Source organism: Streptomyces sp. Inha503 (assembly GCF_047215865.1).
Classification (GTDB): Bacteria; Actinomycetota; Actinomycetes; order Streptomycetales; family Streptomycetaceae; genus Streptomyces; species Streptomyces lycopersici.
This window is the reverse complement of record NZ_CP178360.1, coordinates 2,363,301-2,380,026: the sequence shown is the minus strand read 5'-3', so window position 1 is coordinate 2,380,026 and position 16,726 is coordinate 2,363,301. Positions and strand designations below refer to the sequence as shown.

Genomic DNA, 16,726 nt, shown 5'->3' with positions numbered 1-16,726 from the left:
GTGGTCACTCCTCCGTGCGGCCCGCGCCGGCCCGGGGAGGCCGCGGTGGCGCGAGATCGCCCGTGGGTTCCGTGTAGAACTGCTGCGCCCACTGCCGGTACCGGCCGATCGGGCCGTCGCCCTTGGCGAGCTTCGGGTGCTCGACATGCTCCTGGTAGTGCCACATCAGCAGGTCCGCGCCGGTGTCGACGCTCGCCACCCGCTGGAGTACGGCGCTGAGCAGTCGGGCGACGGGCACGGCCGCCGCGCGCCCCACCGGCCCGGGCAGGCCGGGGACGCCGTTCAGCTCCAGCTTCGTACCGAACCGGAGCTGGACGCGTCCCGGGCCGGCAGGGGTCGCGTGGAGCATCACATGGAGGGTGCCCGCACCCCGGGGCAGGACCGTGCGCGCCGCGATGGTGGCCAGTCCGATCACCGTGAGCGTGTAGGACTGGCGGAACCCGCGCATCATGGTGCCGCGGGCGGTCGCGGTGACGGTGCTGATCGGTTCCCCGGCCACCGGAGTGCCCTCGATGTCGAGACCCTTGAGACCGTGCAACGCCGGGAGATGACCCCAGTCGAAGGCGTTCTCGATGACGTCCTGCGGGTGACCGGCGATGTCGAAGGTGTCGTGGCTGTACGGCTGCCGGTCGTCCATGGGGAAGACCGGCACCTCCCACCGCGGGGGCAGGCCGAGGGCGTGCCACCACACGTAGATCGAGCCGTTGGCCTCGCACACCGGGTACTGCGCAAGCGACGCCTTCGGCGGCGGTTTGTCGTAACCCGTGCGCACACAGGTGCCGTCCGGGCCGAACGCGAACCGGTGGAAGGGGCAGACGATGTCCTCGCCCTCGACCGATCCGCCGACCCCGAGATGCGCTCCCAGATGCGGGCACCGGGGCCGGACGGCCCGCAGTACGCCTTTGGCCGTCCGGTAGAGGACGACCTCCGTGCCCGCGAGCGGACGGGTGGTGACGGATCCGGGGCGCACCTCGTCGGCGAAGGCCAGGCAGAACCAGCCGTTCGGGTAAGGGAGGGAAGGAGCCCGCAGGCTGTCGGCCGGGGCCGCGCCGGGCAGGCTGACCCTCCGGGCGTTGAGGAGCTGCTTCACCAGGGGCTTCAGGTGAGGCTTCACGGCATCACTCCTGACTCCTCATGCCTCACCGGGCAGCCGCCGGTGCCCGGCGGCGTGGATGGCTGGGCGGGCGTGGCCGGCTGGGCCGATGTGGACCGCGGCGTGGCCGCGTGCAGTTCGGCGTCACCGGTGCCGCTCGTCCGCCGCTCACTGATCCGCAGGCGCAGCCCGCGCGAACTCAGGCTGGTCTCCACCTTGGGCCGGAACGGCTGGTCGCCGACGGGGGTCAGCTCCCAGCGGGCGACGATGGCGGTGAGGGCCAGGATGGCCTCGGTGAGCGCGAACTGGTCCCCGATGCACTTGCGCGCCCCGGCGCCGAACGGGATGTAGGCGGCCCGGTCGGGCTGCCCGCCGGCCCAGCGGTCCGGGTCGAACCGGTCGGGCTCGGGATAGAGGTCGGGCCGGCGGTGCAGGAGGTACGGGCTGAGCACGATGGTGCTGCCGCCCTTGAGCCGCACCCCGCCGAGTTCGGTGTCCTGCCGGACCGCGCGGGTCATCATCCAGGCGGGCGGATACAGCCGCAGTGTCTCGGTCACCACCCGGGCGGCCAGGTCGAGCGAGGGCAGATGCGCGGGATCGACCTTGCCACCGGCCAGGACCTGATGGGTCTCGGCCCGGAGCCGGTGCTGGACGTCCGGGTTCGTGGCGAGCAGATGCGTCGCCCAGGCCAGGGTGATGGCCGTGGTCTCCATCCCGCCGAGGAAGAACGTGAGGGCCTCGTCCGCAAGTTCGGTGTCGCTCAGTTGCTTCTGGCCGTCCCGGCTCTCCTCGTCGACCGCCCCGACCAGCGTGGAGAGCAGGTCGGCATGGTCGGTCGGATCGGCACGCCGCTCGGCGATGATCTCCGCGATGGTGGCCGACAGCCGGTTACGGGCCTGGTCGTACCGCCGCTTGCGCGGAGTCGGCACCCGGCGCAGCAGGGCCGGTGTCATCATCCGGCGGAAGAACGCGGTCACGATGGTGGAGGTGTCGGCGAGGGCCCGCCGCATGGTCTCCGCCGGCAGCGAGCCGCTGAACATCGTCTCCATGGTGGCGCGCGTCGTCAGCGTCATCATTTCCTGGGTGATGTCGAGGACGTCGCCGTCGCGCCACGATGCCGCCTTCACCTCGGCCGCCCGGGCGAACACCGCCCCGTACCCGGCGAGCCGGGTGGGGTGGAACGACGGCTGGCACAGCCGCCGCTGCCGCCGGTGCAGGGGGTACGGGCAGGTGGACAGCCCGTCGCCGATGACCTCGCGGATCCGGTCGTAGATCGGGCCGCCCTTGTCGAAGACACGGTCGTTCAGGAACACCTGCCGGGTCAGGTCCGGATCGCAGATCAGCATGGCGGTGCTCGGGCCCAGCCGGACGCGGACCATCTCGCGGTACCCGGACAGGGACATGATGAACGCCAGCGGATCGCGGAGCAGCGGCAGTGCGTGGCCCAGCAGCGGCAGGGCCCGCGGAGCCAGCGGCACCGACGCGGCGGTCGCCGTACTCGTGTCCGTCATGAACGACCTCCTTCTGTGTGTGAGCGGCCGGCCGGTGCCGTGGCGACGGGATCGCGGGTGACCTCGAACAGCGCGGTGGTCCAGCGGAAGCCGACCCCGAAACTCACGACGAGGACGCGTTCCCCGGCCCGCAGCGTGCCGGAGCGGAACGTCCGGTCGAGGGCGAGCAGGACGTCGGACGGGCCCGCGTGGCCGATGTGCCGGCCGTAGGTCCAGCTGGTGTCGTCGGCACGGAGGCCGAGCGGTGAGCCGGTGAGCAGCATGTCGAGCACGACCGACCCGATCGCGATGGGCACCACATGCGCGATGTCCGCCGGTTTCACGTCGGCCTCGTCGAGGACGGTCTCGATACAGCGGTGGGTGGCCCGCTGAAGCACGTCGATATGGGGCATGAACCCGGTCTCCTCGACGGGGGACCGCCGGGCGACACCGGTATGGCCATCCCTGGCCCGGGTCTGCGCCTCCAGCCGCGACTCCGTGACATGGGCGGTCGCCACCAGGCGGGCGAAGCCCGTCCCCCGGGTGAGGACGGCGGCGGCCCCGGCGTCACCGGCCACATAGCCCAACTCCCGGGAATAGCCCCACCGTTCGTTCGGGAACCGGGCACCGGTCGTGACCAGCGCGGCCATCGCGTCCGGCCGGGCGGCCAGGTGGTCGGCCGCGGCGACGAGCGCGGCGGCCCCGCCGTCGCTGGCGGCACCGACCTCGATCCCGGCGGTGTCCCTTCCCCCGAGCACCCGCATCAGATAGGCCGAGGGCGTGTAGTGGTCCCCGTCCTGGAAGCCGGCGTGCACGAGGAGACTCAGGGAGCCACTGGGCACGTCCGCGTGGCGCAGTGCCTTGAGACCGGCCCGTGCCGCCATCTGCGTGGCCGTGTCGTCCTTCGAGACGGCGGCCGAGGTAAAGCCGTTGAGCGCCATCATGGAGGGCTGCCCGGCGCCCGGTCCGCCCCGCGGCTCCTGTTCGGGCCTGATGGGGGGTATCCACGCGCCGGTCCCGGCGATCGTGATGTCCTGCCACAACACTGCTGTCTCCTCTGCTGTCACGAAAGGGGCGACTGGGGAACGCGGGCGCGGGGCCGGACCAGCTCTCCGCTGTGGTCCAGGGCGTGTGCGGTGACCCCGGTGATACGGGCCAGCACCTTGCCGTGACCGGCCACGGCGGTCAGGTCCCCGGTGGCGTAGTCGCAGTGCAGCCGGATGGCCGGGTGCTCCGCGCTGAGCAGACAGTCGTTGCCCGGCCCGGCGAGCTCGACCGTGTCGAGGCCGGCCATCGGGCCGACCAGGGGCGGGTGGTCACCGCGCGGTGGCAGCAGCAACAGGTGCACCATCGCGTCCAGCAGGATCGCCGGTACGGTCATCCCCGCCAGGGCCGGGGCCCAGGCGGCGTGGTCCAGGGCGAACCTGGCGCTGTTGCCGTCCGGCCCGCGGGCGTAATCCCTGGTGCCGGCGAACGGGCCGGTGAGCGAGATCGGCGGATCGGGGGAGTAGACCGGCATCGCGAAGTCGGGTTCGGGGTCGTGGGACGAGAAGTCGGGCGGTCCGGCGAGCACGGGGTGGCGATCCGCCAGCACGACCGTCGTCTCGCACAGCAGGTCGTTGAAGCGCAGCACCTTGCCGTTCTTGCCGATCCGGTGCGCCGTCATCCTGACGGCCACCTCGGCTCCGTCGCGCCTCCGGCTCGTGACCCGGGCCTCCACCGCGACGGTGCGCCGCGGTCCGGCGAGCCTGACCGTGATCGACGTCCGGCAGACGAGACCGCGGAACCCGGTGACCACGAGGTCGGGGCAGAGGGCCCCGGCCGCGGCGGCCGCGGCTTCGAGGGTGAACGTACCGGCCAGCGTGTACTCACCGTTGACCCGGTGGTGACGCATCCACCGGCCGTCCCGCTCGGCCAGCGTGCGCGGATCCCAGGTCTTGGTGAAGACGGCCCAGCTCTTGCCACGGTGCAGCACACCGTCGAGCAGCGGACTGGTCAGCGACGGATCCGGCGGGGCGGGCGGTGGCTCGTCCGGGGCGGGGATCCGCGGCTCGCCGGAGGAACCGTAGGCGCCGATCCCACCCGGACCGTGGGTGCTGATCCCGCGCCGGGCCAGCAGGACGCGTTCGTCCTCCCGGATGAAGAACGCCACCCCGCCGGCCGGTGGCCGGGTCACGGCGGAGAGGAACTGCGCGCATCCCTGCTCGGTGCTGATGTAGGCGTCCATCTGGTTGCGTTTGAGGGTCTCCCGCATGGTGACGCTGCTGGCGACGCCGACCTCCCGCCAGCCGCTCCAGAGGATCGCCAACTCCCGGTGGCCCACCGGCCCGTGCCGCTGGGCCCAGGCGCTCGCGTACGCCAGGTACTCGTTGACGGCGCAGTAGTCGATGTCGCCGGGCGCGGGAGCGAGCGTCGCCAGGGTGCTGAAGTTGCACCAGATCCGGGGCGGACGCCCGGCCAGGGCCCGTTTGAGGTTGCGGTAACCGGTCGCCTTGGTGGCCCGGACCGCCCGGAAATCGGTCAGGGTCTTGGCGTGCAGCGCCCGCGACCGCAGATCGAGGACGGTGTTGATGAGCAGGTCGATCTGTCCGTGCCGGTCGACGACCTCATGGAGGACGGCGGTGGTGGCCTCGGCGTCGAGGACGTCGCATACGCGGTGGTGGACCCGGTCCCGGCCGCACAGTTCCGTCAGCCGGCGGACCGTACGGCGTACCTCCAGGCGCGCCTGGGCCTTCTCGTAGGCGGCGCGCAGCTCACCCACCGACGCGCCGGGGCGTCGGCGGTGTTCGGCGGCGATGAACTCGGCCTGCGGCGGCAGCGCCTCGTCGGTCTCCGGCAGTGGGGTGCGGCCGATGACGTACACATGCGGCCGGTCGCTGGTGCGGGCGATCGCGTGAAGGAGCTCGGGGGTGATGCCCCGGGCGCCGCCGAAGGCGACCACGACCGCGCCGGGCGGCAGCGAGGCGGCTCCCGCCGGGGGCGGTGGAGCGTGGTCGCCGGCGACGGCCAGGGTGAACCAGTCGCCCCCGCGGCAGGCCAGTGTGTGGGTCGGCACCTGGGCGCTGCCCGCCCGTGCCAGCTGCTCCAGCGCGGTCGCGGCGTCCGGCGCGTCGCTGAGCAGGGTCACCCCGCCGCACTGCGGGACCTCGGCCCGTACGGAGCGGACGAGGCCGGTGAACAGCCCGCTCAGCGGGGGCGGCAGATCGTCCGGCACCGCGCCGAGCAGGAGCGCGCCGAGCGAGCCGCCGGTGCGCAGCGCGGGCAGCGCCGCCTGGAGCGTGGTGAAGGTGAGGTCCTGAAGGTCCTCCAGCCGGGTGGCCTCGGCGTCGGCGCTCCCGTCGCCGCCGTCGTCGCGTTCGTCGTCGCATCCGTCGTCCAGGACGGGCAGCCGGGACAGGACCCGGATGTGGCGCGGGATGAACGGCAGGCCGGCCAGGGCTCCGGGCGCCTCCTCGGGCGGGACGTGGGTGGCGGCTCCGAGGCCCGGCCGCGGCGACCAGACGGCGATGTCCGGGCCGGTGGCGGCCTCGGCGAGATCCGGGGCGTCGGTGATGACGATGGTGCCCGGCGCGATCGGTCGCGTGGCCGAGCCGTTCCGCGGTGCGGTCGTCGGGACGAATCGGAGGGTCTGGCGGCGGCCGGTGAAGTCCTCGGTGTGCTCCGGCCCGGCCGGGTCGGGCGCGGTGGGTTCCGCTTCGGCGCGTACGGCCCGGTCCGGTTCGGCGTGTGCGGTACCCCCGGGCCGGGTGAACCGGATCAGCGGTGATCCGGCGGCGGCGGGCATCACGACGGTGTCCGCTCCGGTGGAGACGGCCTTGAGGACGGCCAGCAGGGCGTCCAGCGACAGATAGGTGTGTCCGGCGTCGGCCAGTACGGGAAGGGCGTGCCCGGGCGCGGCCGTGGGGCCGGGATCGGCGGCGTCGACCGCGGTGGAGAGCGAACCCAGGACGGGCAGGCCGTGCTCCAGCGCGGTGGAGAGCCGGGTGACCGCCAGGACGGCGGCGCCTTCCGCGATGGACCGGCCCTCCGGCACCAGATCGTCGAGGTGGCGGTCCCAGCCGCTGATGGGCCGCTGGCACACCGCGCCGACGAGGGCGAGATCGCAGGCGCGGTGCCGGAGCTGACGCAGCGCCAGGTCGAGGGCTGTGTGCGCGGAGTCCCGGTGGGCGTAGACGCTGGTGCCCATGCCCCGGAAGTCGTAGTAGTTGGCGGCCCGGCCCGACAGGATGCAGGAGACCGCCCCGGTGAAGTCGTCCTCGTTCAGATCGCCGGGGATCACCCCCTTGGCCTCCGCCATCCCCTTCGCCAGGTACTCCTTGAGCGACTGCGCCCGCACCGGGTCGGGCAGGATGTCGAAGGTGGTGGCGCACTCGCCTGCGTGCACCCGCAGCGCGGCCCGGGTGTTGTGCGTGGTCGGCAGCGTCGCTCCCACGACCACCGCCGTGGTGGGCCGCAGGGCGACGCCCGGCTCGCCGAGCTGGTCCAGCAGCGGGCCGAGGGCCTGGAGCATCATCAGGTGGGCGGGGTCCATGTGCCGCATCGTCAGCGGCGGAATGCGCACCTCACGCGGGGACGGCAGGGGGTACGGCACACCGAACCCGGCCTCCGGGAGCGGGCCGTCACCACTCAGCCAGGCGGGCACCTGGGCGGTGTCCAGGCCGGGCAGATGGGTGTTCCAGCCCACGACGACCAGTCGCTCCGTGTCCGCGGGGGCGTGTCCGCCCCGCCGCCGCGCGGGGGCGGCCGGTGGTACGCGGTCGGACAGGACCACGTGCGCGTCCGCCCCTCCGAGGCCGAACGACGAGACCCCCACCACGCGCGGCCGTGCGTCGTCCGCCGGCCAGGGCGCGTCCCTGACCGGTACGGTCAGCCGTGTGCCGTCCTCCAGCAGCGGATGCGGATCGGTGACCACGGGTTGACCGGGGACCGCCCCGCGGTCGAGGGCGACCAGCGCGTGCGCGACCGAGACCAGGCCCGCCAGCACACCGGTGTGCCCGAAGACCTGCTTGTTCGATGTCAGCAGGCACGCCCGGTCCCGCGGCCCCAACCGGGAGAGCAGCGAGCGCAGTTCGATCTCGTCGCCCACCGGTGTGCCGGTGCCGTGGGCCACCACCCAGTCCACATCGTCGGCCTCGACGCCCGCGTCGGCCCAGGCACGGGCGATCGCCAGTTCCTGCCCGCGCGTGGCCGGGGCGTGAATGCCCTTCCCCCGGCCGTCGGCGGCCAGACCGGTGCCCCGGATGACACCGAGCACCCGGTCGCCGTCCGCCACCGCCCGCGCGTACGGCTTCAGGGTGAGCATGATGGAGCCCTCACCGATGAGGGTTCCGTCCGCCGCCTTGTCGAAGGGGCGTACCTTGCCGCTCATCGAGATGCCCTGGGCCCGGCAGAAGAGGGTGAACCCGATCGGCTCGATCACCGAGGTGCCACCGGCCAGCGCCACATCGCAGGAACCCTCGCGCAGCGCCTTGACCGCCGCGTCCAGAGCGAACAACCCGCTGGCACAGGCCGCGTCGAGGGTCAGGTGCTGCGAGTCGCCGGGGATCAGCCCGCGCAGCGCGTCGCGGGAGACGGACGCGGGCAGGTAGGCCTTCGGGTCCCCGCCGTCGCCACCGTAGTGCGCGCTGATCGCGTGGTCGGCCAGCTCGGCCAGCCAGTCACCGTCCTGATCGGCGGGGATCGCCTCGCGCACCATGCGCCGGTACTCGTCGCCCAGCACGACACCCTGGGGGCCGAGCCCCGTCTGGTCGTGGATACCGGTGGTCGCGGCGAGCCAGCGGTCCGTCGGGCGCCGGTGTACCCCCGCCAGGGCCTGGACGGCGCAGTGCCGCAGCCAGCGAGTGGTACGCGGCCACCCGGGGTGGCCGGCGTTCCCGTCCGGTTCGGCGGTCGAGGCGGGGTCGGGGACGAAGCCGTGGACGTACGCGGCCTCGCGAACGTAGAAGGCGTCGGTCTCCTCCCGGGTGGGCGCCCAGAAGTGCTTGAGGTCGAAGGCGGACGGCTCGCTGGAGAGCAGGGCGCCCTCCCGTAACCGGTCCCAGAACTCCGCCGTGTTGTTCGCGCCGGGCAGGACCAGACCGAGACCGACCACCGCGACGGCTTCGGGGTCCGCCTCCGGTGCTCGGCCGGGTGCTGGGGCCGGTGCCGGGTCTGGCGGTTGCTCTGGCGCTTGGCCCCGTGCTGGGGCCGCCACCGGTGGCGACGCGGGTGCCGACGCGGGTGCGGGTGCTGGTGCTGGTGCCGCTGCTGGGCGGGCAGCCGCCGGTTGGCGTCTGGCGGGCCTGCTCACCTGGTCCGCCAGCCTGCTGTGCAGCCGCAGGCCCTGCATCCCGCCGATGCTGATGCCGCCGTCCGCGACGATGGTCTGCCCGGTGATGAATCCGGCGTCCTCGTGCAGGAGGTGGACGATCAACTTGGCCGCCTCCGGCGTCGAGAGGGTACGGCTCATCAGCTCGCTGGCCTCGGCCGGGCCGCCTGGCGTCGCCGCCGGGGCGTCGAGGTTGACGACGATCTCGCTGGCGACGGAGCCCAGCAGCACCGTGTTGACCCGGATGCCCTGGCCGACCAGCTCGAGTGCCAGATAGCGGACCAGCGACTCCAGGGCCGCCTTGGTGACACCGCCGGGGCCGTAACCCTGAACCGGCTGGTGCGCCCCGACGCTGGAGAGACAGAGGATGCTCGCGCCGTCCCGTCCCGCCATCAGCTCGGCCGCCCGGCGCGAACAGTGGTAGGCCGCCATCACGTTGGTGGACCACGCCCGCTGCCAGTACGTGTCATCGATGTCGAACAGCGGCAGGAAGGCCCCGCCCGCGGCGTTGTTGATCAGAATGTCCAGGCCGCCGTGGCGCTCCTGGACCAGGTCGAACATCCGGTCGATCTCGCTGGTCTTGGCCACTGAGGCGCGGATGAACTCGCAGCTGTGACCGGCCTGCTCCAGCTCCGCCCGCAGCTGCTTGGCCTGTTCGACCGAGTGGAAGTAGTTGACGATCACGTGGGCCCCGCTCCCCGCCAAGCGGCGCACGATGTCCGCGCCGAGGCTCTTCGCGGCCCCGGTCACCAGGGCGACCCGGCCTCGCAGGTTCTCCGTGGAGGTCATCGTCAGGCAGCCCCCGCTCGGGCCTGGACGACGGCCTCCGCGATCCGGCGCAGCGTGCCCACGGTCAGCAGCGAGGAATTCGTCCGCAGATCGGGCAGGTCGTACCGGTCGGCCACCATCCCGAGCAGGGCGACCTGCTTGAGCGACTCCACACCCAGCTCGGCCTCCAGGCCGTCGTCCTCACCGAGCAGATCGGGCGGGTAGCCCAGGAAGTCGCCGTAGAGCGTCCGCAACTCTGCCAGCACCGTCTCGTAGTCAGATCCGGCGGACGACGGCGAGGCGACCGGCGCGGCCGCGGCCGGGGCGACGACGGCCGGGGCGACCGCGGCCGGAGCGACCGGGGGAGCCGGAACCGGGGGAGCCGCGGGGACCGGGGCGGAGACGGGGGCCACATAGGACACCGGGGCCGCCGGTGGCGCGGACACCGCGGTCCGTACCGGCGGATCCGTGACGGGGAGTGTCGCGACCGGCCCGGCCGGCGCGGGCTCATCCACCCGCACGACGGGACCATGCCCGTTGCTCGACGGGGCCGCCAAGCGCGAGCGGAACGGGCCAATGCCGGTGGACTCGGCGACCAGCGCCCGGACGGCCTCGACCGGGTCGCTCTCGCTCAGCGGGACGACACACTGCACCCCGGGGATCGAGGCCTCGACGAACTTGGTGACGACGGGCCACTCCCCGCACTCGACGAAGGCGTCGGCGCCGGCCGCGTGCAGCTCACGGATGGTGTGCAGCATCCGGACCCGGGAGGTGAGCGCGCCGGCGACCAGGTCGACCGGGTCGTCGTCGCCGACATCCCGCCCTAGCCATGGCGAGCACACCCGCCAGCGCCCGGCGCCGTACGGAACCCGTGGCGCGGATTCCCGCAGGTCTCGCGCGGCCTGCGCCATCGCCGGAGTGTGGGTCGGATGGGGAACGTCGAGTTGGAGACTCGGCCAGCCGAGCGCGTCGGCTACCCGCTCCACATGCTCGATCAACGCTTCGGGGCCGCTGATGACGCTCTGCCGGGGGGCGTTCTCGCAGGCCAGTACCAGGTGGGGATGGTTGATCAGCTCGGCGAGCGACTCCGCCCGGCGGCCGTCCACTCCGACCGCGAGCATCTTTCCGTCCCAGCTCTGCCGGGTCAGCACCTGGGACCGGGCCACGGCCAGACGCGCGGCGTCCTCCACGGACAGATGCCCCGCGGCGGCCAGGGCCCACAGCTCCCCGATGCTCTGCCCGACGATCGCGATGGGCTTGGCGCCCTCGGCGATCAGCATGTGGTGCGTCGCGATGCTGACCGCGAAGATCTCCAGATATTGCACCTCGGGGCCGTGCCGGTCGCTCGTCTCGTTCTGTTCGATAAGCCGGGCACTGATGTTGGGCAGCCCCATTTCCTGGGCCGCCTTGTCGATGCGGGACAGCGTTTCACGTACCGCCTCGTAACGGTTGTGCAGATCGCACAGGATGCCTCCGCGCGGGGCGGCAACCGTTCCCGGCATGACAAAGACAGAATCCACCACGTGCATCACCCTTATCTCCGTCCCGACTGCCGGCGATGTTGCATTGGCTTAGCCGGGGCCCTGAAACGCCACGACGGCGCGATGAAAACGACGACATGCGTCCGCATACGTCCGCTTGCTGCGGTACATCGGAGCGGCGAGTCCAGTGAAATTCGACCCTGGCCACCCATTGTTGGTGGCCATTCCCGCAAATGCGCGACCCCGAAGAGGGATTTCCTTGTCGATCGGGTTCGCTGATTAAGGTAACTGCGCTCCTTTCGGGGGGTCAACGAGCTCAGGGTCTCAGTTTCGGCCTAAACTGATCACGTTCATGACTAGTGAATTACGTGGTGCCGGATGGCGATTGCGGTCTTGTCGCTCGGCAAGGCCTCGTGTTAGCCGCGCCGGGCCGGTTATGGTGCCGATGTCCGCGGTGTCCGTTTTGATTCAAGGTGATTGAGATGTTTAAGCGTGATACATCCGGGATTTCGACCACCTGTCGGTGAACCGGTTTGGCCGAGACCGAGTGCTTGTGTGCGCCAATCAGTTCTTTAGCTGTTAGTGCTCCGGCCGGATTTAAAAAAGTGTGCCAAGCGGACGAAAATGATGTCGCCGGAGGCCCCTGTCCAGTCGAGGATGGTCTGGCCCGCTAGCTCAGCCCGGCCCGACACCAGGATGGAGAACTTCCCGTGATCCTCACCGATCTCTACCCCGCCGACCGTCTGGCGCGCGCCCGCGAGGCCGCCGCCGACGCGGGTCTGGGTGCGCTGTTGATCAGCCCCGGCGCCGACCTGCGCTATCTGACGGGGTACCACGCCCTTCCCCTGGAGCGGCTCACCTGTCTTGTGCTCCCCGTGGACGGCGAACCCTTCCTCCTGGTGCCGGAGTTGGAGCGGCCTGCCGCGCTCGCCTCCCCGGCGGGGAACCTCGGGATCGAGATCACCGGATGGGCCGAGACCGAGGACCCGTACGCCCTCGTCGCGGCCAGGCTGCCCGCCGGTACGGCCCGGGTCGGCGTCGACAACCACATGTGGGCCGAGAAGGTCGTCGCCTTCCGTGCCGCGCTGCCCGACGCCGACCAGGCACTCGCCGGAGAGGTGCTCGGCCGGCTGCGGATCCGCAAGACCGAGGCCGAGGCCGAGGCGCTGCGCCGGGCGGGGGCGGCCATCGACCGGGTGCACGCCCGCATGGGCGAGTGGCTGCGCGCCGGGCGCACCGAACGCGAGGTCGGCCGGGACATCGCGGACGCCATCGTGACCGAGGGCCATGTGCGGGCCGACTTCGTCATCGTCGGCTCCGGACCGCACAGTGCCAGTCCCCACCATGAGCTGTCGGACCGGGTGATCCTGCCCGGTGACCCGGTGGTGGTCGACATCGGCGGGACCACGGAGGACGGCTACTGCTCCGACTCCACCCGCGATTACGTCGTCGGCGAGCCACCCGCGGAGTACCGACGGCTGTACGAGGTGCTGCTGACCGCCCAGCGTGCCCAGACCGATGCGGTGCGGCCCGGTATCACCGCCGAGCAGCTGGACGCGATCGGCCGGGACGTCATCACGGACGCGGGCTTCGGGCCGCACTTCATCCACCGCACCGGTCATGGCATCGGGCTGGAAACGCACGAGGAGCCCTACATCGTGGCGGGCTCCGCCCTGCCGTTGGAGCCTGGTATGGCCTTCTCCGTGGAGCCGGGCATCTATCTTCCCGACCGGTTCGGAGCCCGCATCGAGGACATCGTCATCTGCACCGACGACGGCGGGGAGCGGCTCAACCGCACCAGCCGTGAACTGGTCGTACTGCCCTGACGATCGAGGGCCGTGTCCGGGGCCGCTGCCCCAGAAGGCGCGATGCCTTCCGGGGCGGCGGGCGGCCCTACACCGCGCCGTCGATGAACGCGGCGCGGATGCCGTCGACGTCGGAGCCGAGCAGGCCCAGCGTCCGTGCCGTGCGGCCGCCGGCCATGAAGTCCTGTCCGCACAGGGCCGTGCCCAGGGCGACGAACGAGTCGGTCAGGGGCACGGGGAGTCCGATCTGCGCGGCCAGCGAACTCCAGGTGACCAGCCCGAAGGGGATGTCCTCGGTGAAGTACCGGTGCTTGACCGAGTCGGGCTCGGGGAATCCCTGACGGCCGTAGCCCCGCACGATGCGCTCGACGAAGCTGCCCTCGGTCACCTCGTAGGCGGTGTTGAGGAAGTCCCAGAAGCTGGCCGCCTTCACTCCGAGGGCGTCCGCCAGGGCGAGGCGTTCGCGGTCGAGGGCGTCGATGACCTCGGCGATGCGCGGTGTCACCAGGGTGTGCAGCGGGTGGCGGTCGGCGTCCTCGACCGTCTTGAAGTTCAGCACCGCCGGCGGAACGTGGTAGATGGGGTTGCAGTTGTTGAGCCCGACGGTCAGCGTGTCCTCGCCCGGTACGTACCGGTCGCCGAAGTACGTCCGCAGGATGTCCAGGGCCCGTGGCGTGTCCAGGCTGGGTACGGCGGCCAGCGGCACGGCGTGCTTGATCGCCCCGATGTAGACGTGCGCGGGTCGGCGCAGCCGGCAGGTGTACAGGCTGGTCGGCGTCTCGGCGATGAGGCAGGGCCGCCGGCCGGCGAGCGTGAACTCGCGCGCGAGCTCGACGCCGCTGCCGAGCACGCCCGGCTGGAACAGCACGACCTGGTCCGGTTCGAGGACGGACGCGAGTTCCCGGGACAGGTAGGCGTGGGCGAAGGCGGGCGCGGCGACGATGACCACCTCGGCGCCGCCGACGGCCTGCCCGAGTTCGGTCGTCAGCACCGAGGGCGTGCCATGGCCCTCCACGTCTCCGGTCATGTCGATGCCGTCGTTGGCCTTGATCGGTTCAAGATCGCGGCCCCACCGGTCGAAGATCCGTACGTCGTGTCCCTTGAAGGACATATGGCCGGCGATGGCCTGGCCGACGTTGCCCGCGCCGATGATGGCGATGCTGCCCATGGTGAGTGACTCTTCCGTGTCGAAGTGGTGGGGGAGTGGGCCCGGCGGTGCCGAGCCGTGCGAGTGCTGAAGTGGTGGTGGCGTCATCTGACGGGCACTCCTGGGCCGAGTGGGATTCCCAGCGCGTACCAGAGGGCGAAGAAGGACGACCACGAGACGAGTACGGCGAGCGCCACGGGGACCGTGAAGGACAGCATGGTCCCGATGCCCGCGCCCTTCCGGAACTGCTGGAGGAATCCCAGGGCCAGGACGAAGTAGGCGTTCATGGGCGTGGTGTTGGTGACCGAGTCCCCGATCATGAAGGAGACCATCGCCGCCTGGGGGGAGAGCCCGATGTACATCGCCAGGGGGACCACGACGGGGGCGAGGATGGACCACATCGCCGAACCGCTGCTGATGATGATGTTCAGTCCGCTGATGGCCAGGATGATCACGAGCAGGATGATGAGGTGGGGCGCGTCCAGGGACTTCAGGAGCCGGGCGCCCTCGACGGTGATCACGTTGCTGATGCCGGTCCAGGTGAAGTACGCGAGGAACTGCGAGACCACGAAGAACAGCACGATCACGGGGACGAAGGACTTCACCCCGTCGGCCATGGCGTTGGGGACGGCCGACAGTGAGGGGATCGTGCCCACCTGCCTGCCGTAGACGATGCCGAGGATCGCGAACAGCAGCGAGATGAATACGGCGATGTTCACCACGACCACGGATTGGACGACGCTGCCGCCCTCGCCGCGGAACGGGGATCCCGGCAGCAGGAGCGCGGAGACCGCCAGGACGTAGAGCAGGAGCACCGCGCCGGACAGCCGCATGGCGCGCTTCTCGACGGCGCTCAGCGTGAATGAGGAGGGGGCCCCGCCGGCCGGTCCGCCGTGCTGGGGTGGCTCGCCGTGGACGGTGGTGTTGAAGAGCCTGTCGGTGGCCGCGTCGTCCTCGGGCGTGGGCACGAACTCCGGCCGTCGGGCCAGGACGCGGTCGACCGTGAGGGCGATGACGGCGGCGAGGAACACCGATGAGACCGCGGTGAAGAAGTAGGTGGCCACCGGAGTGATGACGTAGTCCGGATCGACGGTGTGCGCGGCCTCGGCCGCCAGGGACGATCTGACCGCGTCGGCCGGGGTCACCAGCGGGCTGGCGTTGAAGCCGATGGCCGTCGACGCGTAGGCGACCATCAGGCCGAGCACCGGGCTGCGGCCCACGGTCCTGAAGGCCAGGGCTCCCAGCGGGATCATCACGATGTAGGCCGAGTCGCTCATGACGTGCGCGATCATGGAGCCGAACGCGATGGAGAAGGTCAGCCACCGAACGGGCAGACGGCCGATCGTGACACGGAGAAGCGCGGTGAGAAGGCCGCTCCTCTCGGTGACGCTGACGCCGAGAAGAACCACCACCACGACCGACAGCGGCGCGAACCCGGCGAAGTTGTCCAGCGCGGACTCCGCGGCGAACTTGGCTCCCTGAAGCGAGAGCAGGCTCTTGACGGCGACGGAGTCACCCGTCGACGGCAGGGTGACGGACACGCCCACCCCGGCGAGTACGGCACTGACCACACCGAGCAGTGCCACGAAGATCCAGAAGAGCCAGAACGGATGGGGAAGCCTGTTTCCCGCGCGTTCCAGGGCGCTGAGAGCCCGGAACAACCGGTTCATGGAGCCATCCACGGTCGGACTGCTGCTTCGAAGTTGCGTCATCTGGGGGCCTTATCGGGTCGGCGGTGAACGCGGCTCTGGCGGCTCGCGGGGAGGGTTCCGCTTCCGTTCAGCACGAGTCGGGTCTCGTCCGGGGACGGCACTCGTGCAATCCCTGTGATATTTCACAGGGATGATACGCTGCGGAAGAAGGATGTCAACAGGTCTTCGCGCAGGTGGTCGCCGGATGACGAGGGCCGCCACACGGGTGCTCGAAGAGGAGCTGTGCTGTGAGTTCGGGATCGTCGATGGCGCAGCAGGCGTACGCGTCCCTCAAGCGCGACATCATCCGATGCCGCCTCCGCCCCGGCGACGTCATCATCGAAGCGTGGCTCGCCGAGCGCTACGGCATGAGCAAGACCCCGGTGCGCGAAGCCATCAACGCGCTGCGCAGGGAAGGCCTTGTCGTCGTCGTCCCGCGGCGCGGCACCTTCGTCAAGCCGACGGACCTGGGCGACCTCCAGGACACCTACCGCCTGCGGCGGCTCCTGGAACCGGAAGCGGCCGTGCTCGCCTCGCAGCGGGCCGGCGCCGAGGATCTCGACCGCCTGGACGCGCTCAGCGCGGCGACCGTGGCGGCGAACGCCTCACGTCCGGACCTGAACGAGGCGAACCGGCTGCTGCACGTGGCGATCGCCGAAGTCGCGCGCGTGTCGCTGATGATTCCAATGATCAACACGCTGCACGAAGAGATCGAGCGCTTCCTCAACCTCCGGGGTGAACTCGGCCGGCCCCCTTACACAAGCGTCAACCATGGGCGGTTGGTGGAGACGATCCGGAGGGGCTCGGAGGACGAGATCAGGCAGGTCGCCCTCGAAGGCATCGAGCGCTCGCGCCAGTACATGCTGGACACCCTGCTGTCCGGTGGGAACGAGACCCCGGCGGGGTAGCGGGATTCGCGGTCCGGGCCCGTGACTGGCCGGTCG

The 16,726-nt window shown here is 71.2% G+C and carries 9 protein-coding genes; 2 read left to right on the top strand and 7 right to left on the bottom strand.

Annotated elements, in window-relative coordinates; genetic code table 11:
- Nucleotides 1–4: 4 nt before the first annotated feature.
- From ACJX2R_RS09805 to ACJX2R_RS09785, 5 genes are read right to left on the bottom strand one after another with little or no spacing between them, the layout of a single operon-like run.
- Nucleotides 5–1,114 carry a Rieske 2Fe-2S domain-containing protein gene (locus tag ACJX2R_RS09805; protein ID WP_413099728.1) on the bottom strand — a complete coding sequence of 370 codons (1,110 nt, stop codon included), beginning with the start codon at nt 1,112–1,114 and terminating at the stop codon, nt 5–7.
- Complete coding sequence (locus tag ACJX2R_RS09800) at nt 1,111–2,604, bottom strand: cytochrome P450 (protein WP_413099727.1); 1,494 nt, start codon at nt 2,602–2,604, stop codon at nt 1,111–1,113. The genes ACJX2R_RS09805 and ACJX2R_RS09800 overlap by 4 nt, the downstream gene beginning before the upstream one ends.
- Nucleotides 2,601–3,629 (bottom strand): 3-oxoacyl-[acyl-carrier-protein] synthase III C-terminal domain-containing protein, encoded by a 1,029-nt coding sequence (locus ACJX2R_RS09795; protein ID WP_413099726.1) that lies wholly within the window; start codon nt 3,627–3,629, stop codon nt 2,601–2,603. Before ACJX2R_RS09795 ends, ACJX2R_RS09800 begins: the two co-directional genes overlap by 4 nt.
- 17 nt (nt 3,630–3,646) lie before the next feature.
- A complete protein-coding gene (locus ACJX2R_RS09790; protein WP_413099725.1) occupies nt 3,647–9,679 on the bottom strand; it encodes an SDR family oxidoreductase in 6,033 nt (2,010 codons plus the stop codon).
- 2 nt (nt 9,680–9,681) lie between these two features.
- Nucleotides 9,682–11,160: an acyltransferase domain-containing protein gene (locus tag ACJX2R_RS09785; RefSeq protein WP_413099724.1), complete on the bottom strand. Its 1,479-nt coding sequence runs from the start codon at nt 11,158–11,160 to the stop codon at nt 9,682–9,684.
- Between the two features lie 689 nt (nt 11,161–11,849).
- Between ACJX2R_RS09785 and ACJX2R_RS09780 the strand changes: the two genes are divergently transcribed.
- Nucleotides 11,850–12,965 carry a M24 family metallopeptidase gene (locus tag ACJX2R_RS09780; protein ID WP_413099723.1) on the top strand — a complete coding sequence of 372 codons (1,116 nt, stop codon included), beginning with the start codon at nt 11,850–11,852 and terminating at the stop codon, nt 12,963–12,965.
- Between the two features lie 67 nt (nt 12,966–13,032).
- On the opposite strand, the gene ACJX2R_RS09775 is transcribed toward ACJX2R_RS09780, so the two are convergent.
- Entirely contained in the window at nt 13,033–14,112 is a 1,080-nt protein-coding gene (locus tag ACJX2R_RS09775; RefSeq protein WP_413099722.1) for an NAD/NADP octopine/nopaline dehydrogenase family protein, read from the bottom strand.
- Between the two features lie 83 nt (nt 14,113–14,195).
- Nucleotides 14,196–15,761 carry an AbgT family transporter gene (locus tag ACJX2R_RS09770; protein WP_413099721.1) on the bottom strand — a complete coding sequence of 522 codons (1,566 nt, stop codon included), beginning with the start codon at nt 15,759–15,761 and terminating at the stop codon, nt 14,196–14,198.
- Between the two features lie 287 nt (nt 15,762–16,048).
- Between ACJX2R_RS09770 and ACJX2R_RS09765 the strand changes: the two genes are divergently transcribed.
- Complete coding sequence (locus ACJX2R_RS09765; protein WP_262698637.1) at nt 16,049–16,690, top strand: GntR family transcriptional regulator; 642 nt, start codon at nt 16,049–16,051, stop codon at nt 16,688–16,690.
- Nucleotides 16,691–16,726: the final 36 nt, after the last annotated feature.